This window comes from Chamaesiphon sp. OTE_8_metabat_110, from assembly GCF_031382685.1.
Lineage (GTDB): Bacteria > Cyanobacteriota > Cyanobacteriia > Cyanobacteriales > Chamaesiphonaceae > Chamaesiphon.
On the sequence record NZ_JANMZA010000032.1, the window covers coordinates 1 to 24,636 of the forward strand.

A 24,636-nucleotide genomic window follows, 5' to 3' on the forward strand; every position below is an offset into this window, starting at 1 on the left:
GCAACGAGCGCACGCTCGTTGCCACATTTTTGGATTTATACTTGACAAAGTTCATCTCGTTCCGTACCTAACCGTGACTAAAGATAGATGAGCTGAGGTGAAAAACAGTACCTTAGCCCGATGATTATTAATGGCGATCGATCTAAGATCGAAATGATATTTCTAGTATCTATCGTTATATTCGGATGTAATCATGCCAAAACTTACAGCATTGGCGATCGCCCTATTAACCGTAATGTCGATCGCGCCCAAATCTCACGCGATGAGTACAACCGATAGTGCTGTCTCTGCTAGACAGCCAGCCGGAGATCTGCACGCACAACTAATTATCAAGATTGGCGGCAACGATCGCTCGTACCGCGATGACGATCGTTACCGCCAGATCGAGCGGGAACGAGAAGCAGAGCTTCGTCGCCGGGAATACTATTCCCAACGCCGTCAAGAGCGCAAGCGCTACTATCAAGAGCGTTATCACAACGATCGACGTTATGATGACCGTCGCTATGACGATCTTCGTTATGACGACCGTCGCGAATATCGCCACTAGTGCTAAATTAGCCCCGATCGTTGACACCGATCTCGACTCAGAGTGCAATCTATCTATTTCTACCAGTAGATCGGGGTGGCGGATTATTCATCATTGGGCATTGCTGAATTGGGGTATGAAAAGTTTTGAGGCTTTAGGCTTGAGGCTTTGGGGAGTTAGCCATTTCGATCGGTGGGAAACCATACATCATTTCAGCAACACCCATCATCGATTAAGTTACCAGCAAAAGGAGGCAATCTATTTTAGATTGCCTCCTTTATAGTACGATTTATAGAAGTCGATCGGTCTTAAGTACATTTAAAAGTAGCGTTCTATCGAGATCGTCAAAGGATGTGTAACTTATAGTATTTAGTAATCTCCCAAATATTATGGCTGCTGAAGTAATCTGTGTCGGTACCGAATTATTACTCGGTGATATTCTCAATAGTAATTCTCAGTACCTAGCGCAGGAATTAGCCGCATTAGGAGTACCGCATTTTTATCAAACTGTCGTGGGTGATAATGTCGATCGAGTCCATCAGGCGATCGAGATTGCGGCGGCTCGATCGAGTATCTTGATATTTACAGGTGGCTTGGGGCCGACGCCGGATGACTTGACTACAGAAGCGATCGCGGATTATTTTAAGACACCGTTGGTCGAACATCCGGAAACGATCGCCGATATCGAGTTCAAGTTTGCTAGCATCGGGCGCAAGATGACTCCGAGCAACCGGAAACAAGCGCTACAACCCGCAGGCGCAGCGATATTACCCAATCCCTCCGGTACCGCACCAGGGATGATTTGGCAACCACGGGCGGGATTGACGATCTTGACTTTTCCGGGCGTACCGCGTGAGATGCACCGGATGTGGCGGGATACAGCCGTTCCGTTTTTAAAAACCCAAGGTTACGGGCAAGATCGGATTTATAGTCGCAGTCTGCGGTTTTTTGGGATTCCCGAAGCCGCTCTAGCCGAAAAGGTCAACCATTTATTCAATTCACCGAATCCCACTGTAGCTCCCTATGCTGGGAAAGGACAGGTCAGATTGCGGATATCGGCTCGGGCTACTAGTGAAGCCGCCGCAGCACAATTAATCGCCCCAATTGCTGCGGAGATCCAGCAGATTGCTGGTGATGATTATTATGGTAGCGATGAGGATACCTTAGCCAGCGTAGTAGGGGAAAGATTAAGGGCTAAAGGACAAACTTTAGCAGTGGCTGAGTCTTGCACTGGCGGTGGTTTGGGGCAAATGTTGACAGAGACGGCGGGGAGTTCGGACTATTTTATGGGCGGCATTATTTCCTATGCGAATCGGGTAAAAGTCGATTTATTAGGAGTAGATCCCGAGGTGCTAGCGACAGAGGGCGCGGTGAGCGAGATAGTTGCCCGTCAAATGGCAGCGGGAGTTAAAGCCAAATTAGGCACGGATTGGGGCGTGAGTATTACCGGGATTGCTGGTCCTGGTGGGGGTACGGACGCCAAGCCTGTGGGCTTAGTATATATCGGCATTGCGGCTCCCGATGGCAGTATAGAGGGAATTAAGTATCAATTGGGGAGCCAACGCGATCGTGAATTGATTCGGCAGATGTCGGCGGCTCAGAGCTTGAATTTATTGCGGCGGCGGGTTGGGGGATAGAGGGTAGAGGGTAGATGCAAGAAGTTTAATATACAGATCGGAACTCTATCTATTTTCAGCAGTCCTAGTTAATAGAGGTCGCGAGCGACTTACACTGAATTGACGAAAATATTTACTTCCCCGAACCAACAGATGCAGAAACCATTTCAACACCTACTCGTAGTTAGTTTGCTTTTGGGTACCCTAATTTTGGGTAGTTGTGAAAATCCCAATCGCCAACAAGCGGCAACTCCGCCTAGTCCCTCATCGCCAACTACTAGCCCCGATGCGACTACGAACCAGTTCCCTGGATTGCCCAGACTAAACGGTAAAGCGACAGTAGTGATGACTGTCAAAGGTAATAAACAAATCACGATCGAGTTAGACGGTAATAACGCCCCGATTAGTGCGGGTAACTTTGTCGATTTAGTTCAGAAAGGCTTTTATAACGGACTGACGTTTCACCGCGTAATTCGCAAACCACAACCTTTTGTCGTGCAAGGTGGCGATCCTAAAGGTAATGGTAGTGGCGGTTATATTCCTACTGGTACGAGTTCCGAACGGCAGATTCCCCTAGAAATTAAACCCAAAGGTGCTAGCGTCCCACTGTATAATAAAACCAAGCAAGATGCGCCACAACTCCAATCTCCCGAACTTCAACATACCCGAGGTGCGATCGCGATGGCAAGATCCCAGTCGCCTGATTCGGCATCTTCCCAGTTTTATTTCACCCTAGCCGATATTGGCTTCCTCGATGGTGACTATGCTGTTTTTGGGAAAATTACTCAGGGCTTAGAAATTATTGATACGATCGAACAAGGCGATAAAATTACGTCAGCAAAAGTAACTAGAGGCATTGAGAATCTCAAGAAATAAGTCGATCGGCTCAAGTTGCAATTTACGACTAAATAAAGCACGCGGTATTGATTAAAATGAGGGTAAGGGGCGAATCGATTAGCTCCTTGCCCTCATTTTTAAGGTGTCTAACTCACCAAGGTTGCTGGTGCAGACAGATGCAAATTGTAATTACTGGAATTGGCTTTAGATCGGCACTTGGCGATCTAGCGCGGACGTGGCAAGCTGTAAATAATGGCTGCTCGGCGATCGAATTACGGCAACCTTTTGAGAATTTTCCACCATTGCCGTTAGCTTTGATAAATCCCCAAGCGCCGCACGATTTGTTGGCACTCGCACGGCTGGTGGTGGCAGAAGCTGTTATGGATGCGGATTTAAGTTTACCACTGCTAGATTGTGGCGTCGCGATCGGTTCGAGTCGGAGTTATCAAGGTGAATGGGAAAAAGCACTCGCCAATCCCCCCCAGCGCGATCTTACTAACTGGTTGAATATCTTACCTCACAGTCTGGCGATCGAGACTGCCAGAGCGATCGGCTCTCGATCGGCTGTATTAGCCCCGATGGCGGCTTGTGCGACGGGAATATGGTCGATCGCGCAAGCCGTGAATTTGATGCGCTCTGGAGCCTGCGAGCGGGCGATCGCAGGTGCTGTCGAAGCGCCAGTTACGCCACTAACGATCGCGGGTTTTACCCAGATGGGTGCGTTGGCGACAACAGGCTGTTATCCATTCGATCTGCGCCGAGAGGGGTTAGTTTTAGGTGAAGCCGGGGCAGTATTTATCCTAGAGACAGCGGACTTAGCACGCGCTCGCGGTGCGAAGATTTATGGGGAAGTATTGGGATTTGGCTTGACGAATGATGCTTACCACATGTGCGCGATGGACGAGTCGGGAACGGCTGGTGTGAATGCTATTTATCAATGTCTCGATCGATCCAAACTCGCTCCCACAGATATCGATTATATCCACGCCCACGGTACGAGTACGCCCCTAAACGATCGCCGCGAAAGCCAATTAATCCAACAAATTTTCCCTGATGGCGTAGCGGTAAGTTCCACCAAAGGAGCGACGGGACATACATTAGGCGCATCCGGCGCGGTGGGGGTAGCACTGTGTTTAAGAGCGATCGCGACTCAAACTTTACCGCCATGTGTGGGTCTAAAAAATCCTGAATTCGATCTCAATTTAGTGACAATTTCACGTCAGACAGAGGTCAATAATTTGCTATGCCTAAGTTTTGGATTTGGCGGACAAAATGCGGCGATCTCCCTCAAAAAATGGCAACCTACTTAACCAGCAAATCTGACACCATTGGAAAGCTGTCAAAGTTACGATGTACCCAATCCATGCCCACTTCATTATTCAACTTAATCTTCTGTGGGGCACCAGGATAAATTTTTGACAAAATAGCTGCATCCTGTTCGATGACAACCCGAATGATATCTAAAAACTGCTGCTTCATCAATCTAAAAATTGGACTCTTCAGTTGAGCGAATAGCAGCACATAAGTGCGAGTGTGGTGTAGAGATTCTGGTACAAAGAAATGACATTGCGCTATTTTCCCCGCTGGTAGATCGCCGTGGAAAATAACTAAATGCGGAAAATAATTCTCCAGATGTGCCGACAGCACCTTGGGAATCGTCAATAAAGCTGGGTTCTTGAGTCTTTCCCGCAAGCTACTTGGCGCGGTAGGCATATTGTAATAGGCATCAGAATGATGTCCATCATCAATAAATCGATCGAACTGTACCTCAGTGATTTTAAACATCTCTCGATGAGTACCGTTTTGATGATTATAATCGTGCATATTCAACAGCATCGATCGCAGATCGGTTTCGACGCTACAATCGCCTGTCTGACCGACAAATTTATAATTAGCCGCAATTTCATTCAGAATATTGGGAATCGGTATTTTGGGTTCGTGTCCACCATACGACCAGATAAAATCACCCTGAATAATTAATTCTAGCTGGGCTAATTGCGGTAGCGTTTGCTTATTTGAACCGGGCAAAACCGTACAGCCTGCGCCATCAAATTCCAGCGCGTGAAAGGGACAAACTATGCGACTCGTACCATCTGGTTTCACCTCACACCAACCTTCAGATAGCATCGCGCCCATGTGGGGGCAGGTATTTTCGAGGGCATTAATATTTCCGCCCGCATCTTTCCAGAGCACGTAATCATTACCATAGAGCGATACCTTAAAGGGTTTGTTGACTGCTAGCATGGATTTGTGAGCTAGAAGCCAGGGTGCGCCTTGGAGCATATTCATGAGCGAATGGTTGAATAAGTCGATACGGCAATTTTATGAATAAATCCTCACAAATGTCCAGTGCTAATTCCTTGCGGCGTCAACCGAAGCAGCAACGCGGACAGCAACGGGTCGCCAAAATTTTGACAGCAGCAGCAGAAGTCTTTGCCCAGGTGGGTTATGTCGCTGCCACAACGCAACAAATAGCCGATCGAGCCAATACCGCAGTCGGCTCGATTTATCAGTTCTTCCCTGACAAATTAGCGATTTTCCATGCCCTCGAAGCCGAACACATGCAGCAAGTCGCGATCGTTAATGCTCGGTTAGTTACCAAAGATCTGCGTCGTCCCCTCGTCCAAACGATCGGGGATATCGTCGATGCTCATGCCCAGTATTTCGAGCATCCGATCCCTAGAATCGTCTATCTACAGTACTTTCTCAACCAAATTCCCGGACTGTTTATTTTATTTGACGATAATTTCGATCGGATGGTGATAAATCAGTTTGCCGATCTGTGCCAACAGCGCAACCCCAATCTCGATCGCGACAAAAGCGAACTAATCGCCGAAGTCTTCCATCGCACGTACAATGGCTTGTTTCTAGTCGCGCTCAAAGCCGATTCCGAACATCGCCAGAAGCTATATACAGAGCTAAAAGATTTGCTTTGTGCTTATCTCAACCCCTACATCGGTGACGATCTGCTAATCTTGCACAGTAAAGTAATGAAATGTGTTGAATGTGGCAGCGATCGAGTCGCAAAAAACGGACATCGCCACAACAAGCAACGCTACATCTGCGGGGCTTGCGGTCGGCAATTTGCAGATGAATACAGCGTGCGTGGCTATCCTCCACAAGTTAAGCAACAATGTCTCGATTTACATCATCAAGGTATGAGCTTCCGCGAGATCGAACGCCAAACGGGAGTATCTCATAATACGGCGATTAATTGGGTACGACAGTCTCATGCTGATGTCGATAGTGAAGCATAAGTTTCCGCGAGATCGAGATTAATCTATTCTTCCTATTCTGCATCGATACTTACTCGACTCTATTTTACTGCTACTAGGTTGATATCGAATGAGGGATCGATCGAGAACTTTCCCTTCAAAGCTGCCATGATGCGATCGACAAATTATGCACACTGCTAATAATCGACTTAGCACGTATACGTGTATGTGTTAACATAGGCGGATATATCGAGTGACAATCGCCATGCAACAGAAAATGACCATCACGATCGATCGAGAGGTTTATGATGCTCTCTATCGGGTTGTCGGCAAAGGAAATATTAGTAAATTCATCGAAAATTTAGCTCGTCCCCACGTCATGAAAGAAGATCTGACATCTGCTTATCAGGCAATGGCAGCAGATACCGAGCGGGAGCGCGAAGCATTGGAATGGAGCAATGGGCTAATTGGGATCGTAAGTGATGCTCAGAGGTGAAGTCTGGTGGGTAGATTTTGACCCCTCTGTTGGTGGAGAAATTCGGAAAACTCGACCTGCGGTTATTATTAGCAATGATGCTGCTAATGCCTCACTAAATCGCGTTCAAGTGGTGCCACTGACAAGCAACACTGGTCGATTATATCCTAGTGAAGCCATCGTCACGATCGATGGCAAAGAAAGTAAGGCAATGGCAGACCAATTGACAACGGCATCTAAGGATCGACTGGTAAATAAACTCGGTACGATCTCAGTAGATGACATGAAATCAATCGAGCGTATAGTTAAAATTCAACTTGGTATGCAACTCTAAGTAATTAATCGTACTAGAAACTACACTCGATCGAGTCGATCGGAATGTAAAGGTAAGACTCGTCTAATTTTTGCATCAATGTCGCTAAAACCGTAGCTGACCGTTAGAAATTTAGATTGAATAATACAGGGGAAAAGATTTAGCTTCCTTGGGCTTAACATACACAGTTTGCTGAGGCTCCAAGTGTAACTCGTCGAAGCGATCGCGAGTTAGATGTGCGGAAATAACTTGCCCGTCAGCTAAAGTTAATTCGGCTTGAATTTCCCAGCCGAGATGGATAATTCGCGTCAGCGTAGCTTTAACCGTCGTCTCATCGGGTTCGGTTGCGATCGCGACATCTTGAGGACGGAGATATACTTGAGGATGATTGGCTTCAAAGCCGTTATTTTGGAAGATATCGGCACTGCTAGGTAACACGTTCACGGGGCCGATAAAGCTCATTACAAATGCACTCGCAGGTCGGTCATAAATCTCCGCTGCTGTCCCGACTTGCTCGATTTGACCTTTATTCATCACCACGATTTTATCGGCTACTTCCATCGCCTCCTCCTGGTCGTGAGTGACAAATACCGTCGTCACATGTACCTCGTCGTGGAGACGGCGCAACCAGGCGCGTAAATCCTTTCTCACCTTGGCATCCAACGCTCCAAAAGGTTCATCTAATAATAATACCTTCGGTTCGACAGCCAGCGATCGCGCCAAAGCCACCCGCTGCCGCTGTCCGCCGGATAACTGGGAGGGATAGCGATCTCCCAAACCTGCAAGCTGCACTAGATCTAGCAACTCATCGGCTCTAGCTTTAATCTTCGCCGCACTCGCCTTGCGAATCTTTAAACCAAAGCCGATATTTTCGCGAATTGTCATGTGCTTGAACAGCGCATAGTGCTGAAACACAAACCCGATATTTCGCTCCTGGACGCTCTGATAAGTCGCATCGGTACCCGTAAGCCAAATTTTGCCATTATCAGGGGTTTCTAGCCCTGCAATCAGCCGCAGGAGTGTCGATTTGCCCGAGCCTGATGGCCCCAGCAACGCCACTAGCGCACCCGATTCGATCTCTAGGTCAACATTCTCGACTGCCTGAAAGCTGCCAAATTGTTTCGAGACATTTTTTACTGATATACCCATTTATTTAAGATACTCGATCGCTAGAATATTTAATTAAACCTATACTTAACAATTGAATTTATTTTATACCTAATTTAAAAATCCGCTTACTTAGCATCGAATTATTAATTTAGACAACATATACCCTCCCACAATTATAAGCTACTACGACAGATCGAGCGGAAAACCGTGATATCTTAAAGATAATACCCGATCGAACTACTTGTGGAACTATCTTCTCGACTAGAATACGCTTTAGTTGCCCTGCTCGAAATTGCCGATCGTCAGGCGCAAGGCAAGCCGCTCAAAGTCAACGAGATTGCGGCTAGTCAAGCATTGCCAGAGCGATATCTCGACCAGATTTTTACATTGCTCAAACGCCAAGGCATTATCTCCAGTCAGCGCGGGATGAAAGGTGGCTATCTCCTTGCCAAGGAACTCTGGCAGATTACATTGTTAGACGTGGTAGTTGCGATCGAAGGTAGTGGCAATCGTAAAAAAGTCGATCCCGCAACCCCCAGCACCCCAGAAAAAACCGTTATCGTGCAAACGTTCGCCGAAATCAAAGATTCTGTAAATGACATCTTAGTTAATTACACTCTTCAAGATTTAGCGAAAACATTGGAAACTCAGCGTCAAAGCAGTCCAATGTATTATATTTAGGGAATAGGGGATAGGATAGTAGAGGGTAGATCTGTAGATAGTAGTAGTAGGGTGGGCACTGCCCACCATCTAGAAATTATGCTTAATTCCTTCAATTAAGATTTGTCTTTAATTCGCGTTTTACTTTCTAAAACTTCCTTAATAACCAACGTAACTGCGGCGAGTAACGCCAGTAGAACTGCGGCGGAAAAAGCAGCTTCGGTTTCATATTGCTTATAAACTTCTTCGACAAACAACGGCAAACTTTGAGTCGTATTAGCCACATTTCCCGACACCACCGAAACCGCACCAAACTCGCCCATCGCACGAGCATTTGTCAGCAACACGCCATACATCAACCCCCAGCGAATATTCGGGATAGTTACCCGCCAAAATATTTGCCAGTCGCTAGCACCGAGAGTTCTGGCGGCTTCCTCTTGGTCTACACCAGCCTCTTCCAAGACAGGAATTACCTCTCTGACGACAAAAGGCATACTCACAAAAGCAGTCGCTAGAGCCATCCCTGGAAAGGCAAACACGATATCGATGCCGCGATCTTGGAGCCAGCCACCAAACCAACCTTGACGCCCGTAGAGCAACATAATCATCAAGCCTGCAACTACTGGCGAAATCGATAAGGGCAGGTCGATAATACTTAATAATAACGTGCGCCCTGGAAATTGATGCCGCGCGATCGACCAAGCCGCACACAGTCCAAATATGGTATTAATCGGGACGGTAATCAGCGCTAAAGAGACAGTAATCCTGACCGCATTGAGAAAGTCTGGACGTGTTAAATTAGCTAAAAATGGTTCTAATCCTTTATGAAATGCCTGGTAGAAAACATTAATCGCTGGAATATAAATAACCACACTAATGTAACCGATCGCGAGTCCAATTAAGACGATCGGTACCCAATTAGTTGCTTTCTGTGCTGGCCCTTGTCGGACTAAAGTATTAGGAATATCGCTAGTCTTCATAACGCTGACCCCAAGCTTGTAAAATATTGATGGCAAGTAATAATACCAGGGAAATCAATAATAAAACTACGCCAATTGTCGTCGCACCAGCATAGTCATATTGCTCCAATCTTTGAAAGATCAGTACTGGGGCAATTAGATCTTTAAAGGGTGTATTAGAAGCGATAATTACCGTCGAGCCATATTCACCAACCGCACGGGAAAACCCCAACGCCATCCCCGTCAAAATCGATGGTAATAACGGCGGGAAAATTACTTGGCGAAATGTTTGCCAATCCGACGCACCCAAACACCACGCCGCTTCTTCGATATCGCGTTCTAGCTCGATCAAGACAGGTTGCACGGTACGGACGATAAATGGTAAAGAGATGAATAACATTGCGATCCCGACTCCCAACCGCGTGAAGGCGATTTTGATGCCAAATGGCGCGAAGATACCGCCAATCCAGCCATTTTCGCTGTAGACTGTGGCTAGAGTTAGTCCAGCGACTGAAGTTGGTAATGCAAATGGGAGATCGATCGAGGCGTCGATGATCCGTTTGCCAGGAAAATCATACCGTACTAAGACCCACGCGATCGCGGTGCCAAATAACCCATTAATCAGGGTGGCAATCAGTGAGGTGGTAAAGGTGACATCATAGGTAGATATTGCTTCGGGGCTGCTAGCTACTGCCCAAAATTTAGCCCAGCCGCCACTTCCCGCCTTGGCAAACATTGCCGCCAGTGGCAATAAGAGCATCGCGCTCAGATAAAACCAGGTAATCCGCCAAGTCCATGATAAGTGTCTGATGCGATCGAACCACTGTCGCCAAGTTGATTTTGGTTTGACGAGACTGGCGGTAATAATATTACTCATGGAGATATTCTGCTGAAGGTAACAAGTCTTTCTAAATTAACGCGCTCAGATCGTCGCACCTATTTGGCTCTGTACAACTACTGTAGGGTGTGTTACCGCGTCAGCGTAACGCACCATTGACGATCGTAAATTAGTTATTTCTTGCCAGCTTGAATTTTATCGTAAACACCGCCATCCTCGAAGAATTTCTGCTGAAAACTGTCCCAACCGCCATATTCGGCGATTGTTCCGAGGGTTTTGATTTTGGGGAAGCGGGGATCTGGTGCGGCTGTGGAAGCCGGACGATAGCCCAGCTTCACAAATTCAGCTTGAGATTCTGGCGAGAACAGATACTTGACAAAAGCTTCGACGACTTCGCGATTGCCATGTTTATCGACATTCTTATCGACAATCGCGACAGGAGTATCGATCGATACATTCACATCCGGCACGACATAATCGAGGGATTGCCCTCTTTCTTTGGCAAAAATTGTCTCATTTTCATAGTTGAGGAGCGCATCGCCTTGTCCCTGCTTGGCAAAAGCATCGGTAGCTTCCCGAGCATCCTTCGGCTGCACGACCACATTTTTAAACGCATTGGTGACAAATTCGGTGGTTTTGGCTTCATTCCCCCCGGCTTTGGTAGCACTATTCCATAAAGCGAGGAAATTCCAGCGTGCGCCGCCGGAGGTTTTAGGGTTAGCTGTTACCCATTTGACATCGGGACGCGCCAGATCGTTAAAGGATTTAATTTGTTTGGGATTGCCGGGGCGGGTGACGATCGCGACGACCGAACGCGCGACAATACCATTGTTTGGTAATTTTTTTGCCCAATCTGGCGAGACGAGGGAGGCTTGCGCCAATTTATTGACATCGCTACCCAAGGCTAGATGCACCACATCCGCAGGTAAACCGTCAATGACTGCGCGGGTTTGAGAACCAGAACCGCCGTAAGTCTGCTTGAAAGTAACTTTTTGGTTTTGTTCTTGTTGCCACTTGGTTGTGAATTTTTGAATGATGGCATCATGAGCCGCTTTGGGTACGGCATAGCCAACAAGAGTGATGGTAACGTCCTGTTTCGATCCTGCCTGAGAATTGCTGGTTGACGGGGCATCACTCTTACCGCAAGCACCCATCGATAGGCTCAAACCCGCGCCAATGAACAATCCTACAATCGATCTTGTCACCTGCTGGCTGACGGTCATGACGTTGCCTCTAATAAATCTACTGTATTTAGATCGGAATATAGTTCAAATCTCTGGCTCATTCTAACAATATCCCTACATTAGGTCAATAGCAGGTAATTTTGCTAATAGCTATAGATTGCTGACTTGGAGACGATCGGCTTACATATTGCATACAAAATTGTAATGATTAAGAACGTTAATAAAATGACTAATAATGGGAATTTACCAATTAATTCCCCTGGTAAAATTGTTAAAAACTGTTTTGGTTGAGTAACTAAACTCCAGCTATTAAATCGGATAAATCTACCGATATAAATGCCGATCGCACAGAGGAAGTGTAAGCTAAACTCAATAATATTGGTATATCGATCGAGCTGATATTTGTGTAAATATCGATTGACGTTGGCTAGTGAAAATATATAAGAAAGCCATCCCAGTCCGATAAAAATAATATAGATAGGAACGATAATTAGCGTGATAGTCCACACCGAAGTTAACGTCCGCACCGCTTCATAAAAATGAATGATGTCCGTAAGAATATACGGTGCATTTGGTAGAATAGCTAAAAATAGAAACAATCCCACCCACCAAAAAATCGAACGGTGGTGCTGCGGTGTCTCCCTGAGTACATAAGCATCTCGATCGATCTGAAAGCGGCGTTCGACGATCGCCAAAATAATAATCAGACCGATCGCGATCGCTAGAAAAATTATTCTGACACCCCATAAAGACAGCAATATCCGCTGGAGTGCTTCGAGTAAATCGCCATTGTTGTATTTCTTGATACCGACAATAAAGCTTGCGCCGAGTAAGATATAAATACTCCAGCAAAACGCTCGCGATCGAGGCCGATCGAATAGAAAAAAACTGAGAGTTAATGGAACGAGCGCCAGAAAACTATTCCAAGCAATCCGACCGATATCTTCGGCAATAACTTGAATGGTTGGCTCGATCGAGAGCGGAATTTGTAATAAAGTCATGCTATCCGAACCGGATCTGATTAATCGGTAATTCGCGGTCTAAAATTCCATACAAGCTACAGCCTAACATTTAAAATCTCATCCCTAACCCAGCGGTTAGAAGTCGCAGGCAAAAAGTAGGTAGCAACTTGGGCTGCCCAAAGTCTATCCACACCGCTGACTTTTCAGTCGAGCGGGGATGCCTATAATCGCCTGTTCGTAAAGTCGGTCAAACTCGCGATCGAAATGTGCAGCGACGGTAGGATTGTCCTGAATGACTAAAAGTGTCTCATCATTACGATAATTGGCAGCATTCGACCAATTATGCGAACCAGTAATCACGGTGCGCCGATCGATTATCGCAAACTTATGATGGAGGAGGTCGCCAGTGGGTAAAGTCGGTACTCCAATTGTCTCTATAAGTGGTGAATTAGTTCCCACTGGACAACCAGTACTAGTAGCCACGCCCATCAGTGCCAAACCCGAACTATAATCCCGATAAGCAAACTCCCGATCGATCGTCCCCCGCACCTTAACACCTTGCTGCGATCGAGCTTGTAAAATACTTGCTAACCCAGGTTCTGAAAACACAAATAGGGCAAAATCGACCTGCTGTTGGCTCGTACTTAGAAATTTCCCGATCGAACCATTGCTACTATCCTCCCAGGCTTGTTGCTGAGAAGTCGGCGAAAATTGCACCAGCACCCGCGTTTTACCGACAGATACCTCTAACGGTAGTCGCGCGGGTTTGCGTGCCTTAAATTGGCTAATTTGGTTGGGTGTGTTGCCATCGCCCCACATCAGCTCGAACTCATTTGTAAAGGCTGCGGCTAATTCGCGACTTTCGAGTTGGACGAGATTGTTTTGATTGCCCTCGCTCTCGGGATTACGAAAATCGCCATAGATATCACTCATCGTCCAATTTGCCGAAGTGACAATTACCTGACGTCCGTCTACTACCATAAATTTGTGGTGCATCAACCCGCTCCCCCGCGAACCATCCGCAGTATCATCGACGATTGGAATCTGGGCATTTTGGAGAATAATCAGCGCATCGCGTTGGTTAATCTCCGCAGGTGAGAACGTGCCATTGCCGTCGAGATCTGCTAATTTTTGAAATTCCTGATAGTGCTGGCGCTCCCGTGGCTGCAACCCTTCGATATCGGCACCAGTCAATTCGCTCAGCGGACGCCGATAATTGGATTCTAAAATTACGCGAACTTTAATCCCTGCCTGCGATTTAGCAGCTAGAGCCGTAGCGATATTCGGTAATTGCAACTGTTGGACGGCGACATCAATTTGGGTGGTAGCAGCGTCGATCGCATTTATTAACCTAGCGGCTAAATCCTGTCCCAGCCTGGTTTTGTGTCGGTAAGGTTCGGTAAACTCTACTGACCGATCGTGGTTAAAATAGATTTGAATTGATGGGTCTTGCGGTAGTGGCGGTAAAGTTGCCTGAATCTTGGATGGCGATCTGCCAAAGAACCAATATCCACAGAAAATAATAGTAACACCGATGCTCCCAAGAGCTAAACTAGATAACAGAGAGGAGTGTAATGTGCCGCAAACGCTGCTAAACCGTCGAAATTTCACAGGGAAACTCAAAAATTATGAATGATAAATGATGAATTAATAGCTCGATACTATTAATGCCGCAATTGTTTGATGTCATCTCAACTACGAGAATACCGAATTTATTGTATCATTTATTACTCAAATGTTGTCGAAAATCACTGCACGGCTGTCTATGCTCTAGAATTGCCAAATAAAGGTGTCGATCGTTAGCTTGGCTAATTGTCGATATTGAGGCTAATCTAGATTGTGACTGTCAATTGCGGCGATCTAGGCGAACAGCTATGAGAGAAGCGACGATAATGCTTGCCAGCAAGCACGATCTAACTTCGATTGACCGTACTAGCGCGGTAGGATCGACATGATTGTTTAAATTTCCATGCAGCTAACTTGTAACTGCTTACTTACCATTTTTACAAATTACCTTAGACATCGAGGGAGATATTATGAGCAGACGAAGAAAAATGTTTCAATGCGGTCATAAAGGCTATGGTCAGATTTGCCATCGTTGCCTACAAGAGGAGGTAGATGTCAATGAAAAGAAAGAAAAAAAACGGACTTGGCATGATAGTTTTGCCTTCGATCCGATCGATCTCAAAAGCTTACCATCACATGTGGTTTTAAAAGCTAGAAATATTATTGTCGGTCTTCAAGATCGCCGGAATTATCGGGAGTTTGGGGGCAAAAGGCTGCGCCACAACCGATTAGTAATTAGCATTCCCGTGACTCGAAATTATCGGATGTTGTGCTTTGAGCAAGATGGGGTGCTGCAACCCAAAGAAGTCTTATCCCATGAAGACTATAATATATGTAAGCCAGGTAGCTAGTAGAGATGCAGCTATGTGGATAGCAGCAGACACTCGAAATAATTGACGTCAAAATAATTAGCTATTCTAGTTTATGCAGATTTACCTAGATCACAGTGCGACTACTCCCACTCGTACCGAAGCGATCGCGGCGATGCACCGAGTCCTCACAGCCGAATGGGGCAACCCTTCGAGTATCCATCAGTGGGGCGAACGCTCGTCAACAGCAATCGAACAAGCGAGATTTCAAGTAGCAGCATTGCTAAACGCCAACCCCGATGCGATCGCGTTTACATCGGGGGGTACTGAAGCTAATAACCAGGCAATTATGGGGGTGACAAATCAATATTCAACCCCTCAACATGTCATTATTTCGAGTGTCGAGCATTCATCGATTAATGCCCCAGTAGAATGGTTAGCAACCCGAGGCTGGCAAGTCACCAAATTGCCCGTCGATCGATCGGGGCGAATCGATCCTCAAGATCTCGCCCGTGCCATTCGTCCGAATACCGTGCTGGTATCGGTTATCTCCGCCCAAAGTGAAGTCGGCACGATTCAACCGATCGCCCAACTAGCGGCGATCTGCCGTCAGCACCAAGTTTGTTTCCATACTGATGCCGTGCAAGCTGCTGGCAAAGTCCCGATCGACGTGCGGGCACTGGGGATCGATCTCCTCTCAATCTCCAGTCACAAGCTTTATGGCCCTCAAGGTGCGGGCGCACTCTATATTCGCCCAGGTTTAGAACTGATCCCCCTCCTCGCTGGCGGGGGACAGGAAATGGGCTGGCGATCTGGAACTCAAGCAGTACCCCAGATCGCTGGATTTGGCGTGGCGGCTGAGTTAGCAAGTGAAGAATTAGCGCTCGAAAATAGCAGGCTCATCGGCTTGCGCGATCGCTGCTTCGAGCTACTCGCCAATTGCCCGATCCTCGTCCCCACTGGGGATCGTTGGCAGCGCCTGCCCCATCACCTCAGCTTTTGTCTGCACATCCCCGATCGCGATACCTCAGCATCCGTTACGGGCAAAACGATCGTCCGCCACCTCAATCTCGCCGGGATCGGCATCAGCTCCGGGGCGGCTTGTGCCAGTGGGAAACTCACTCCCAGCCCGATTTTATTAGCGATGGGATACAGTCAAACCGAGGCAGTCAGCGGTATTCGCCTAACGCTCGGCAAGAGTACCACGGTCGCCGACATCGACTGGACAGCAATGGTACTCAAACAAATTCTCGATCGATTAGTACCACAATTAGTCTGTGCCTAATTTGGATTTAAAATGTCTCAAACCTATGTGGTGGGCAGTGCCCACCCTACTGGGACTTTTACCTTTTACCTTTTACCTTTTACCCAGTCCCCCAGTCTCCCCATCCCCCCATCTCCCGTCACTCCCACACCTGAAACCGATCGAGCCAACGTTGCAGGGCGCGTTTGATTTGTTCTTTGCGGCGCTCGAAGTTGGCGGCGAGGGTGATGATGAGGACTCCGGCGAGGAGTCCGATTGCCCATTTGGTGATGGGGTATTCGGTGATGAGGATGAGCAATTGATAGGTATTGGTAAGTAGGAAGGCGATCGTGCCGACGTAGAGCCATGCGCGGACTCTGACGAGGATACCGATACTGGCGATCGCGAGTCCGATACCGATGGGGAGCCAGGGTTGGTGCCAGAGTAAGGCGGTGACGGCGATGATGCTGCTGCCGAGGATGCGTCCGTAGTGGCGATTTTGCTTGGAGGTTTGCCAGTAAGGATCCCATTGGACTGCGGCTAAAATCGACAAACCGATCGCGGTGGCGTACCAGAGGGGACTGGTGAGGTTGTAGGCAAATAACAGCCGAAACGCTGCCCAGTTGAGGAAGATCGCGCTCAGGTAAGCCCACCCAAATTGCCGTTGGCGGCGGGCTACTCCGGCATAAAAGACCGCCAGAACGGCAAGGTTGAGCAGGGAAATCCGATTCTCCACAGGAGAGGCTACGCCAACGAACTCGAAGATGACTCGCGATAGTGGTAAGAGAAGGGCGATGAGCCGCCAGGGTCGATCGCGCCAGCCCCATTGTCGCCAGGGGGCTAGTAGGATGAGGAGTCCGAGCAGACAGGAGATTAAAATTAGACCCTCATCGAGGATGCCGAGGCGTTGGAAGATCGATCGGGCGTAGATGCCGACGCCCATTAGTTCTGCCAAACCGAGGTAAATCCACCAGTCAGCCCGATCGCGGTGGGATATTCCTTCATGTTGAGTGGCGCGTGCCTGAATTAAGGCATAGCCGCCGAGGAGGATACTAATGCCCAGATGGACGAGGGTGAGTTTGGGGGGGACGGAATCGGTGGGAATGCTGGCTGCGGCGACTTTCCAGGCACTAGCTACCGCCCAGTGGAGGTGCGCGAAGTTTCTCAAGCCAGCGAGGGTAAAGTTGCCCCACCGCTCGGGATCTTGGCGCGATCGCCACCACACGCTCAGCCGATAGCCCAGTGCGAGGATGGCGGTGACTAGACCATAAATAGTAAAGGCATCGGCAATATTCCCACCGGGCGGAGTTTGGAGGAGGTAATGGGTGACTAGCTCGTAGCAACCGCCTGTGACTAGCAGCAATCCGCCATAACCGACGATCGGGCTGAGTCGGCGACTGACTAAAACAGCTACAATCCCGACGGAAATCGTTAGTAATCCGGTATAAGTCTCGAAAAATGGCAGTCGCAGTAATAAGCCCCAACTGGCTAATAGTAAGGGCGCGAGTTGGAATTCTGGTTCTGGCTGGTGGCGGGTTCGCAGCCATAATGGCAAGGCGAGGAGAATATTGACTGTTGCTAGCACCAGGGTGTCGCCACCGAGAAGATGGACGAGGGCGGATAGGGCGATTTCACTCGTCCAGATCGTACTCCAAAACCAGACAGCGGCGGGAATTGTGGATTGCCACCGTTGGCGAAATTGGATGGCAGCAATGAGGATGCCAGCGGCTAAAAATGTGGTGGCATGAATATTGTCGAACACCTGCCCAGATCTAGTCACAGTGCCACTCTGAAGACCGAACAACCCTGGTGAATTGCTGAAAACTTCAATTATCTCGGCAAACCAATTGAGATCGGTGCGGAGATAGTTTAATGATCCTGTCGCCAATCCGAGTCCCGCGATCGCGATCGCCCACCGATCGGCGGCTACTGCGTAGATGCGGGGTAGTTTCCGACTTACCACCCACAATCCCCCACAAGCGATCGCGCCAATTACCAGCCAGTAATGAGTAGGGAAGCTGAACGCCACCAGCAAATTCACGCCCAATCCTATCCCAAAGCCGATTTGAATCGCGGCGGGGAGAATTTGTTTGAGTCGTTGGACGAGGGGGAACATCACGCCGATAGCGATCGCTAGCAGGATCGACCGCCATTGCGGTCGATCGACAGTGAGTAATAAGCTACCTCCCAATCCGGCGATCGCGTACCACGCTGACTGGGTTTGGGTCGCTAGTTGCCAGGGCTGGAGCGGTGGTTTGCGGGTAGCAACATAGGTAAAGGCGATCGGGACGAGCGACCACCAGATCGGCCAGATCGTTTGCTGGGCGGGGAAAGTAGCTAAAGTTAGGTAGCACGCGCCAGTGGCGATCGTTAAGCCGCCGCCGATCCGCCACGAGCTGCGGTACCAGCCATCTCTAGCTCTGGTGACGGGTTGGGTGGCTAGCCATAATTCAGTGACAGTGAGGATGCTCAGGACGATCGCCAGGACGGTAAAATCTAACACGTCGTCGTTATTGCGACTGGAAACCCCGACGAAATTACGGGCGATCGATCGACACCAGTCCCAGCGATTAGTGAGGGCGGCAAAAATGGTTGCCAAGCCGCAGAGGTGGGTGAAGTAAATATAACTGGTTCTAATTGGCAGATACCGCAGGGTGAGGTGTGCCAAAATCGCGGTGGATGCGACCAAATCGATGAGTAGGCTCAGGGGTGTGGTGAGATTAATCAGGGGCAAAATTGCTCCAGTCCACAAGATAAGAGCTTCACCCCTGCGGGATAAGGAATGCCATCCCTGTTGCCAAAACCAATCTGTCAGCCATACCCATAGCAACAAGTATGGGAAAATTAGCAGCGAACCAGCTAGGAGATAGTTTTGCCCGAACAGCAGTAGTAGGAACGGTAAAATCTTGGCAAGGATGGCACCTGTCGCCAGGGGTGTCCAGAGAAAATTACTAATGAGATAGGTTTGCAGTCCGACGAAAAAGAGGCTGACGACCGATTGCTGTTGCTGGTAGGCGCGTAGACGTTGCAAAATCCAGATTAATGCCAGAATACTGACGGCGACTGCTTGCCAGGAGCTGTTTTTAGGGATACTTATCAGGTCGCCGATTCCCAGCAACCAGCCTAATCCGAGCAAGCTGGCACCGATTTGTTGATACAGCCGTGCTAATTCGCCCAGTGCTGACTCAAATCGCAGCACTCGGAGTGAGTTGCCATCTACCTTGCGACTTTGCAGTCGCGTCAGTCGGTAGGATTTTTGTAGACCCCACTGGGTAAATAACCACCCGACAATCCCGATCGCCAATCCGAAGCTATAAATCGGCAAGTGTTCGACAAACAAACCGCGCAATAGCAGCATTCCTAGCCCATAAATTGCTAGAGAGCCACCTTCGATCTGGCGCAGTTTTTGTAGTAATATTACTACCCCGATCGCGCCGATATAAATCGCGATCGCCGACCACGACGGTATTTGCCAGCCTAAATGCAGACAGCTCAGCACCAGGTAGGTGGCTAGCAGCCAGCCAGAGTGCTGGAAATTAGCTTTATCTCGTTCTTTGCGATATCTCAAATACAAGATGCCTGCTAGCCCGCATCCCGCCAACAGCGCCGTGACTAATTCGAGCGGCTGCTGCCACAAGCCAAAAGAATCGATCGCCCAAAAGTTGACCGGAATCAACAGCAGGGTGACGATTTGCAAGGTGTTCGCCGTCAGCCGCAGCCCCTCCTGTCGCCTTGCCCAGGCACCCACGACCCAAAAACCGATCGTATACAGCCATAGCAAGCCATACTGTCCCCACGCGGGAAATAGCGACCATTGCGTTGCCGCCAGGACGCCAGATGATAACACAACCAAGAATACACCCAGAAATAGCAGCCAGCGCACGCTCAACTCGTCTTTGAGATGTTGCCACAGATACTGGACTCGCGAGGGGGCGCGGGGGGTCAGCGGTTCGACATTAGTGGCGGGAATGTAAGCTGGTAAATCGGCAACTGGTAGCGTTTCGCTCAGACACTCGCGGGCGAGCTGGAGGATTTGCGATCGATCGAGCAGTCTCGATCGCACCATGAAATCTAGTGTCGCTAAAAGTTCGGGGTCGTTGGGGTCGATGTGTAACTCCAACCAGATCGACTTGACAGATGGCTGCGGCATGATTTCTGCTAGGGGACTGCTTATTATCCTCTCTTAGGGTTCCCCATTTCGCTCTGCTATCTGTGACAGTTTCTAAATCGTGCTATGGGGTCGAAAACTTTTTGGGGAAATTTGCAATAACTTCCGGATGCCTAAGTGCGATCGATGTAATTAAAAGTACAGCCGATTCATAGACAGATCGGCTCATCGTTCGCACACCCCCGATTTCTATCATGTTGAAATATGTATTTGTCACGGCGGCAACCGCACTTGTCAATCTAGTTTTAGTAGCTAATACTAATGTTCAAACTGCGAATGCAGATGCAGACCTTGCACCAGCGATCGACTCGATCGCGGCTGACAAATTAATTACTAAAGATGATAAACCTGTCTCCTACAATGCAGTGCAACAAGCGGATATTAAAAGTATCCACAGAACATTAACCGAATTTTATCGCGGCTTGAACGAGCATAATGTGGATCGGATGGCGCGCGTCTCTGTCATGGCTTCAGACAGTGATAAAGAATACTTGCGCCGGACGTTTGCTCGTCTCAAATCTTCCGGTGTCGATATGAGTATTGAAGTTCAAAATATCGAATTGGTATCTCTCTCCGGAAATAATGCCCGAGTTGAAATCGCCCAGCTCATGAAAGCTAGAGGCGCACAACGAGCAATTAAATCTCAACAGTCAACTTCGATCGCATTGGTAAAATATCGCGGTCGCTGGAAAGTCAGTGATGGCGAGACGGTCATGCAATCACTCGATCGCGATCGTTAATCAGGCATTGAACCAGTCACAGCAAAATGGCGATCGCTAATGACTGATTTACATCAGTTTTTAAGGCTCAGCTTAGCATTCGCAATTCGCAATTCGCAATTCTCAATTCTCAATTCTCAATTAATTTAAATACCTAAATAAAATGAAACTATCGACTATGAACTGGTTGTCGAAAGCAATCGTGCTGCCGTTATTTACTACTGCCCTCCAGATTAGCCCTGTAGGTGCCCAACAGATCCAGCGTGCCCCCCGGATTTCCCTAGAAGCCTCAAGCGCCAGCACCCGAGAATTCTTACCATTACCCACCGATCTCAATCTACGCATCCCCGCCCCCGCCAGTACTATCATCCCCGAAAATCGCGAACCAAGCAATTCGATCGAGCCAATTTGGGCTAATCCCGATCGTCATCCACCCGCGAAAAGCATTACCAACCGGGCACCAACCACCAGATCGATCGTCAAAAAAAGCAGCATCTCAAGTCGAAATTCTAAAATCTCCCCATCAATAACTCCACAACAAGCTAACCAGCTTAAACCTAATCCTAAGCGTAAAAACTCAGCCACTAAAAATTTAGATCTTGAAACCCTGACGCTCAGTAACAGTAACTCTAAAAGTAAATATGCTCCCAAAACCAGAATTGCGGCAAGATCTAACCCTCCTTTTAGTGGCAATTATCTCCGATTAGTTAGAGATCCTGGCAAAGGTACCAACGATGTCGGCAATCCGATCTATACACTTGAAGCCTATGTTGGCGGTCAAAAATATCAAACGTTTGATGTCGTATCCGGCACCGCTAGAAGTCAAAATGCCGATCGCGATCGCGGCAATAATGCAGCACCTTTGCCAGATGGATTATATGCAGTTAGCAGTCAAATTATTCCTGGAGACACCTTAGAGGTTGGTAAAACTTTTATCGGGATTTTTCCACAGTTTGAAACCGGACGCAATTCGCTAGGTATTCATCTCGATCGCAGTTTTAATCAAACCAATGGCTACGATGGAACGGCTGGTTGTATCGGGATGACTACTCCTGCCGATCGCGATGCGATTAATGAGTTCGTGCTTAAATATCGCCCGCAAAAGCTCTCGGTGAACATTATTTCTGCCACGAACTAGCAATCGAATCTATCGATGCCTCACCGATCTAGTGTCGTTAATCGTCGGTAACAATCGGATTTAGTCATGCTAGAATATACAAATTATTTCTATTTGTATAAATTAATCTGCCACTATGGATCGATCCAAGATTGTTGCCGTCGTTACTGGCATCATTTCCTTAGTCCTCGCGATCGCCTACTTATTAGTCGTTCAATTTATTGATTTCCGGGGTGAGATGCTCCCCGCGCCGATCGTCGATACGATTTTACTCGGATTGATTATTTAAAATTCAGCCATAGAAAATCACGCGGTCGCGATTCATTCGCAATTCATTCGCTAGTTGTTAATTGTCCCTATTTGGATGGGATTAATTAGAGAATGAACGATCGTCCTCTAACTGTTGATTTTACCCAGCTCATCAGCGTCTCCTTGCTCCGGTTACGAATGAAATCGCCGTTTTTTGGTACGCTGGCAATGTTTGCGCGGTTTGTACCCAGCGATACTATTCCTACCGCCGCCACCGATGGGCGAGATATCTTTTTCAATCCCCAATTTCTCACATCCTTGCCCAAAGCACAGCAAGATGGAGTGCTATTGCACGAATTGATTCATGCGGCACTGTTACACCCGTTACGCCTCAAACAACGGGAACCACAGTTGTGGAATATTGCAGCAGATATTGTCGTCAATGGGATGATTTCGCAGCAGCATGGCGTCGAGTTACCGCCAGATGGATTGCGCGATGAAAAATTAGAACATCTGAGCGTCGAAGAAGTATATGAACTATTAAGAGACTCAGCACCAGATCGCCACCGATTGAACGATCCCGATCTACTCGCTCCCAAAGATCGCTACAAATTTGGCGAAGGCGATGCACCAACACAGCAACATCGGCGAGATCGCAGCCAGCAAGAATTACTAGCCGCTCACTGGCGAGACGCAATTCAACAAGCAAGTGCAATTTCGCGGACGACACAATGGGGTAAACTGCCGCTCGGAATCGAACGCGAGTTTGAAGCGATCGTCAGTCCCCAGTTAGACTGGAAGGCATACCTGTGGCGGTACTTAGTCCAAACTCCCAACGATTTTCAGAGTTTCGATCGCCGCTTTATCGGGCGGGGACTATATCTTGAAGCATTGCAGGGCGAGTCGGTGCGCGTCTATCTCGCGATCGATACCAGTGGCTCGGTGCATCAGCAGACGCTCGATCTATTTATGAGCGAAGTCACCGGGATTTTAGGTGCCTATCCGCATCTAGAATGCGATTTGTACTACGTTGATTGTGAAGCTGATGGCCCCCACTCGATCGCGCTCAATGACTCGTTACCACCCCCTCAAGGCGGCGGTGGCACCTCATTTGTGCCCTTCTTCGATCGAGTGCGCGAAACCTGGGACGGACATACTCAAGCGATCTGTATTTACCTCACCGATGGCTATGGTGAGTTTCCAATTGACGTACCAGTTTTACCGACCCTCTGGGTAGTTACCCCTGGGGGGCTAGATTTAGCCCGATTTCCATTTGGGGAAGCTGTCCGGTCGATCGATCGAATATGATGCCTCTACAAGTAATGCTTTGATGGCACTGGCTAGAATATTTACTAAACTAGCATTGTCTGAATATAAGAGACCGTAGGTTGGGTTGAGCCGCGAAACCCAACGCCCCCACTATTAACCCACTACTCTTTAGCTTCAAAACCTTTTTGAATCTCTGCGACTACTTCCGCCGCTTCCTCATCATCGATATCCATCACCGCTTGCAGTTCTTTGAGAAATACCTGAGCATCAGCCGGAATTTCGCCCGTATCTGGATTCATCTTGGCTAAAATCGCCGCTGCATAGGCATCCGGTACCAAGTCGTCGGGAATTGCTTCATCTGCTGCATTAAACAAGGCTCCCAGCCCTTGGTCGGCGACAATCGCCGTCAATCGATCGACCATCGATAGTAGATCTTCTTCAGAATACTCCACATACAAATCGAAATCTGCCAGAATATCCAAGAATAAATCTGGAGCCACTAATTCCTGGGGATTGTCTGCTAGAGCAGTAATCAGCACAATCGATGCCAAGCCTTCAGCTTCATTTAATGGCTCTTCGGTATACTCTTCAGCGTTGAAGATATTATCGTATTTTGGCATGTTCCTACTTTGTTCGATCGACTACCTCACGCCTAGTAATACCAGATGCCACGGGCAAATGGAAGGGATAGTGATGTTATGTAACAAAATTAGGGGGTAGAGGGTAGAGGGTAGAGGGTAGGGGGTAGGGGGTAGAAATCATTCTACGGACGCAAGCGTCCTAAGCTTTCTTATTTCTTAC

Annotated in this window: 23 protein-coding genes; 14 read left to right on the top strand and 9 right to left on the bottom strand. The window is 48.1% G+C overall.

Features of this window, described 5'->3' with window-relative positions; translation table 11 throughout:
* The first annotated feature begins 193 nt into the window (after positions 1-193).
* The 4 genes from RMO52_RS01235 to RMO52_RS01250 all read left to right on the top strand — a co-directional run bounded on the left by RMO52_RS01235 (position 194) and on the right by RMO52_RS01250 (position 4,289).
* Positions 194-547 carry a hypothetical protein gene (locus RMO52_RS01235; protein ID WP_310410244.1) on the top strand — a complete coding sequence of 118 codons (354 nt, stop codon included), beginning with the start codon at positions 194-196 and terminating at the stop codon, positions 545-547.
* 368 nt (positions 548-915) lie between these two features.
* Entirely contained in the window at positions 916-2,163 is a 1,248-nt protein-coding gene (locus RMO52_RS01240) for a competence/damage-inducible protein A (RefSeq protein WP_309738408.1), read from the top strand.
* Between the two features lie 132 nt (positions 2,164-2,295).
* Positions 2,296-3,018 carry a peptidylprolyl isomerase gene (locus RMO52_RS01245; protein WP_309738409.1) on the top strand — a complete coding sequence of 241 codons (723 nt, stop codon included), beginning with the start codon at positions 2,296-2,298 and terminating at the stop codon, positions 3,016-3,018.
* Positions 3,019-3,155: 137 nt separating this feature from the next.
* Positions 3,156-4,289 carry a beta-ketoacyl-ACP synthase gene (locus RMO52_RS01250; protein WP_309738410.1) on the top strand — a complete coding sequence of 378 codons (1,134 nt, stop codon included), beginning with the start codon at positions 3,156-3,158 and terminating at the stop codon, positions 4,287-4,289.
* On the opposite strand, the gene RMO52_RS01255 is transcribed toward RMO52_RS01250, so the two are convergent.
* Positions 4,282-5,268, bottom strand: coding sequence for a Rieske 2Fe-2S domain-containing protein (locus RMO52_RS01255; RefSeq protein WP_310410247.1), 987 nt, complete (start codon positions 5,266-5,268; stop codon positions 4,282-4,284). The genes RMO52_RS01250 and RMO52_RS01255 overlap by 8 nt on opposite strands.
* 35 nt (positions 5,269-5,303) lie before the next feature.
* On the opposite strand from RMO52_RS01255, the gene RMO52_RS01260 reads away from it, so the two are divergent.
* The 3 genes from RMO52_RS01260 (at position 5,304) to RMO52_RS01270 (ending at position 7,003) form a co-directional block, all read left to right on the top strand.
* Positions 5,304-6,236 carry a TetR family transcriptional regulator gene (locus tag RMO52_RS01260; protein WP_310410249.1) on the top strand — a complete coding sequence of 311 codons (933 nt, stop codon included), beginning with the start codon at positions 5,304-5,306 and terminating at the stop codon, positions 6,234-6,236.
* A 223-nt stretch (positions 6,237-6,459) separates the two neighbouring features.
* On the top strand, positions 6,460-6,690 hold the full coding sequence (locus RMO52_RS01265; protein ID WP_310410251.1) for an addiction module antitoxin: 231 nt from the start codon (positions 6,460-6,462) through the stop codon (positions 6,688-6,690).
* Positions 6,677-7,003 (top strand): type II toxin-antitoxin system PemK/MazF family toxin, encoded by a 327-nt coding sequence (locus RMO52_RS01270; protein WP_309738417.1) that lies wholly within the window; start codon positions 6,677-6,679, stop codon positions 7,001-7,003. The genes RMO52_RS01265 and RMO52_RS01270 overlap by 14 nt, the downstream gene beginning before the upstream one ends.
* Positions 7,004-7,114: 111 nt before the next feature.
* On the opposite strand, the gene RMO52_RS01275 is transcribed toward RMO52_RS01270, so the two are convergent.
* Positions 7,115-8,131 carry a TOBE-like domain-containing protein gene (locus tag RMO52_RS01275; RefSeq protein WP_310410254.1) on the bottom strand — a complete coding sequence of 339 codons (1,017 nt, stop codon included), beginning with the start codon at positions 8,129-8,131 and terminating at the stop codon, positions 7,115-7,117.
* 204 nt (positions 8,132-8,335) lie between these two features.
* Here RMO52_RS01275 and RMO52_RS01280 point away from each other — a divergent pair, with 204 nt between their 5' ends.
* Positions 8,336-8,773, top strand: a complete 438-nt coding sequence (locus RMO52_RS01280; RefSeq protein WP_309741196.1) for an Rrf2 family transcriptional regulator — start codon at positions 8,336-8,338, stop codon at positions 8,771-8,773.
* Positions 8,774-8,868: 95 nt separating this feature from the next.
* Here the strand turns inward: RMO52_RS01280 and cysW are convergent, their stop codons facing one another.
* The 5 genes from cysW to RMO52_RS01305 form a co-directional block, all read right to left on the bottom strand.
* Positions 8,869-9,732 carry a sulfate ABC transporter permease subunit CysW gene (gene cysW, locus RMO52_RS01285; RefSeq protein WP_309741194.1) on the bottom strand — a complete coding sequence of 288 codons (864 nt, stop codon included), beginning with the start codon at positions 9,730-9,732 and terminating at the stop codon, positions 8,869-8,871.
* Positions 9,722-10,588 (bottom strand): sulfate ABC transporter permease subunit CysT, encoded by an 867-nt coding sequence (gene cysT / locus RMO52_RS01290; RefSeq protein WP_310410256.1) that lies wholly within the window; start codon positions 10,586-10,588, stop codon positions 9,722-9,724. Before cysT ends, cysW begins: the two co-directional genes overlap by 11 nt.
* A 134-nt stretch (positions 10,589-10,722) precedes the next feature.
* Positions 10,723-11,772 (bottom strand): sulfate ABC transporter substrate-binding protein, encoded by a 1,050-nt coding sequence (locus RMO52_RS01295; RefSeq protein WP_310410258.1) that lies wholly within the window; start codon positions 11,770-11,772, stop codon positions 10,723-10,725.
* A 104-nt stretch (positions 11,773-11,876) separates the two neighbouring features.
* Entirely contained in the window at positions 11,877-12,734 is an 858-nt protein-coding gene (locus RMO52_RS01300; RefSeq protein ID WP_310410260.1) for a DUF1361 domain-containing protein, read from the bottom strand.
* 144 nt (positions 12,735-12,878) lie between these two features.
* Positions 12,879-14,306, bottom strand: a complete 1,428-nt coding sequence (locus RMO52_RS01305) for a phospholipase D-like domain-containing protein (RefSeq protein WP_310410262.1) — start codon at positions 14,304-14,306, stop codon at positions 12,879-12,881.
* Between the two features lie 425 nt (positions 14,307-14,731).
* On the opposite strand from RMO52_RS01305, the gene RMO52_RS01310 reads away from it, so the two are divergent.
* Positions 14,732-15,112, top strand: a complete 381-nt coding sequence (locus tag RMO52_RS01310; protein ID WP_309741179.1) for a hypothetical protein — start codon at positions 14,732-14,734, stop codon at positions 15,110-15,112.
* Positions 15,113-15,185: 73 nt separating this feature from the next.
* On the top strand, positions 15,186-16,355 hold the full coding sequence (locus RMO52_RS01315) for a cysteine desulfurase family protein (protein WP_310410264.1): 1,170 nt from the start codon (positions 15,186-15,188) through the stop codon (positions 16,353-16,355).
* Positions 16,356-16,473: 118 nt separating this feature from the next.
* Here the strand turns inward: RMO52_RS01315 and RMO52_RS01320 are convergent, their stop codons facing one another.
* Positions 16,474-20,463: a hypothetical protein gene (locus tag RMO52_RS01320; RefSeq protein ID WP_310410266.1), complete on the bottom strand. Its 3,990-nt coding sequence runs from the start codon at positions 20,461-20,463 to the stop codon at positions 16,474-16,476.
* Positions 20,464-20,675: 212 nt separating this feature from the next.
* Here RMO52_RS01320 and RMO52_RS01325 point away from each other — a divergent pair, with 212 nt between their 5' ends.
* From RMO52_RS01325 to RMO52_RS01340, 4 genes are all read left to right on the top strand, one after another.
* Positions 20,676-21,221, top strand: coding sequence for a hypothetical protein (locus RMO52_RS01325; protein ID WP_310410269.1), 546 nt, complete (start codon positions 20,676-20,678; stop codon positions 21,219-21,221).
* Between the two features lie 142 nt (positions 21,222-21,363).
* Positions 21,364-22,338 (top strand): hypothetical protein, encoded by a 975-nt coding sequence (locus RMO52_RS01330; RefSeq protein ID WP_310410271.1) that lies wholly within the window; start codon positions 21,364-21,366, stop codon positions 22,336-22,338.
* A gap of 115 nt (positions 22,339-22,453) precedes the next feature.
* Entirely contained in the window at positions 22,454-22,606 is a 153-nt protein-coding gene (locus RMO52_RS01335) for a hypothetical protein (RefSeq protein WP_309741913.1), read from the top strand.
* A gap of 92 nt (positions 22,607-22,698) precedes the next feature.
* Positions 22,699-23,874 carry a DUF2201 family putative metallopeptidase gene (locus RMO52_RS01340; RefSeq protein ID WP_310410274.1) on the top strand — a complete coding sequence of 392 codons (1,176 nt, stop codon included), beginning with the start codon at positions 22,699-22,701 and terminating at the stop codon, positions 23,872-23,874.
* Positions 23,875-23,996: 122 nt separating this feature from the next.
* On the opposite strand, the gene RMO52_RS01345 is transcribed toward RMO52_RS01340, so the two are convergent.
* Positions 23,997-24,455 carry a hypothetical protein gene (locus RMO52_RS01345; RefSeq protein WP_310410276.1) on the bottom strand — a complete coding sequence of 153 codons (459 nt, stop codon included), beginning with the start codon at positions 24,453-24,455 and terminating at the stop codon, positions 23,997-23,999.
* Between the last annotated feature and the right edge of the window lie 181 nt (positions 24,456-24,636).

Coding starts and splice junctions, on each gene's coding strand:
- RMO52_RS01235 (WP_310410244.1), top strand. CDS start 194: ATGCCAAAACTTACAGCATTGGCGATCGCCCTATTAACCGTAATGTCG.
- RMO52_RS01240 (WP_309738408.1), top strand. CDS start 916: ATGGCTGCTGAAGTAATCTGTGTCGGTACCGAATTATTACTCGGTGAT.
- RMO52_RS01245 (WP_309738409.1), top strand. CDS start 2,296: ATGCAGAAACCATTTCAACACCTACTCGTAGTTAGTTTGCTTTTGGGT.
- RMO52_RS01250 (WP_309738410.1), top strand. CDS start 3,156: ATGCAAATTGTAATTACTGGAATTGGCTTTAGATCGGCACTTGGCGAT.
- RMO52_RS01255 (WP_310410247.1), bottom strand. CDS start 5,268: ATGAATATGCTCCAAGGCGCACCCTGGCTTCTAGCTCACAAATCCATG.
- RMO52_RS01260 (WP_310410249.1), top strand. CDS start 5,304: ATGAATAAATCCTCACAAATGTCCAGTGCTAATTCCTTGCGGCGTCAA.
- RMO52_RS01265 (WP_310410251.1), top strand. CDS start 6,460: ATGCAACAGAAAATGACCATCACGATCGATCGAGAGGTTTATGATGCT.
- RMO52_RS01270 (WP_309738417.1), top strand. CDS start 6,677: ATGCTCAGAGGTGAAGTCTGGTGGGTAGATTTTGACCCCTCTGTTGGT.
- RMO52_RS01275 (WP_310410254.1), bottom strand. CDS start 8,131: ATGGGTATATCAGTAAAAAATGTCTCGAAACAATTTGGCAGCTTTCAG.
- cysW (WP_309741194.1), bottom strand. CDS start 9,732: ATGAAGACTAGCGATATTCCTAATACTTTAGTCCGACAAGGGCCAGCA.
- cysT (WP_310410256.1), bottom strand. CDS start 10,588: ATGAGTAATATTATTACCGCCAGTCTCGTCAAACCAAAATCAACTTGG.
- RMO52_RS01295 (WP_310410258.1), bottom strand. CDS start 11,772: ATGACCGTCAGCCAGCAGGTGACAAGATCGATTGTAGGATTGTTCATT.
- RMO52_RS01300 (WP_310410260.1), bottom strand. CDS start 12,734: ATGACTTTATTACAAATTCCGCTCTCGATCGAGCCAACCATTCAAGTT.
- RMO52_RS01310 (WP_309741179.1), top strand. CDS start 14,732: ATGAGCAGACGAAGAAAAATGTTTCAATGCGGTCATAAAGGCTATGGT.
- RMO52_RS01315 (WP_310410264.1), top strand. CDS start 15,186: ATGCAGATTTACCTAGATCACAGTGCGACTACTCCCACTCGTACCGAA.
- RMO52_RS01320 (WP_310410266.1), bottom strand. CDS start 20,463: ATGCCGCAGCCATCTGTCAAGTCGATCTGGTTGGAGTTACACATCGAC.
- RMO52_RS01325 (WP_310410269.1), top strand. CDS start 20,676: ATGTTGAAATATGTATTTGTCACGGCGGCAACCGCACTTGTCAATCTA.
- RMO52_RS01330 (WP_310410271.1), top strand. CDS start 21,364: ATGAAACTATCGACTATGAACTGGTTGTCGAAAGCAATCGTGCTGCCG.
- RMO52_RS01335 (WP_309741913.1), top strand. CDS start 22,454: ATGGATCGATCCAAGATTGTTGCCGTCGTTACTGGCATCATTTCCTTA.
- RMO52_RS01340 (WP_310410274.1), top strand. CDS start 22,699: ATGAACGATCGTCCTCTAACTGTTGATTTTACCCAGCTCATCAGCGTC.
- RMO52_RS01345 (WP_310410276.1), bottom strand. CDS start 24,455: ATGCCAAAATACGATAATATCTTCAACGCTGAAGAGTATACCGAAGAG.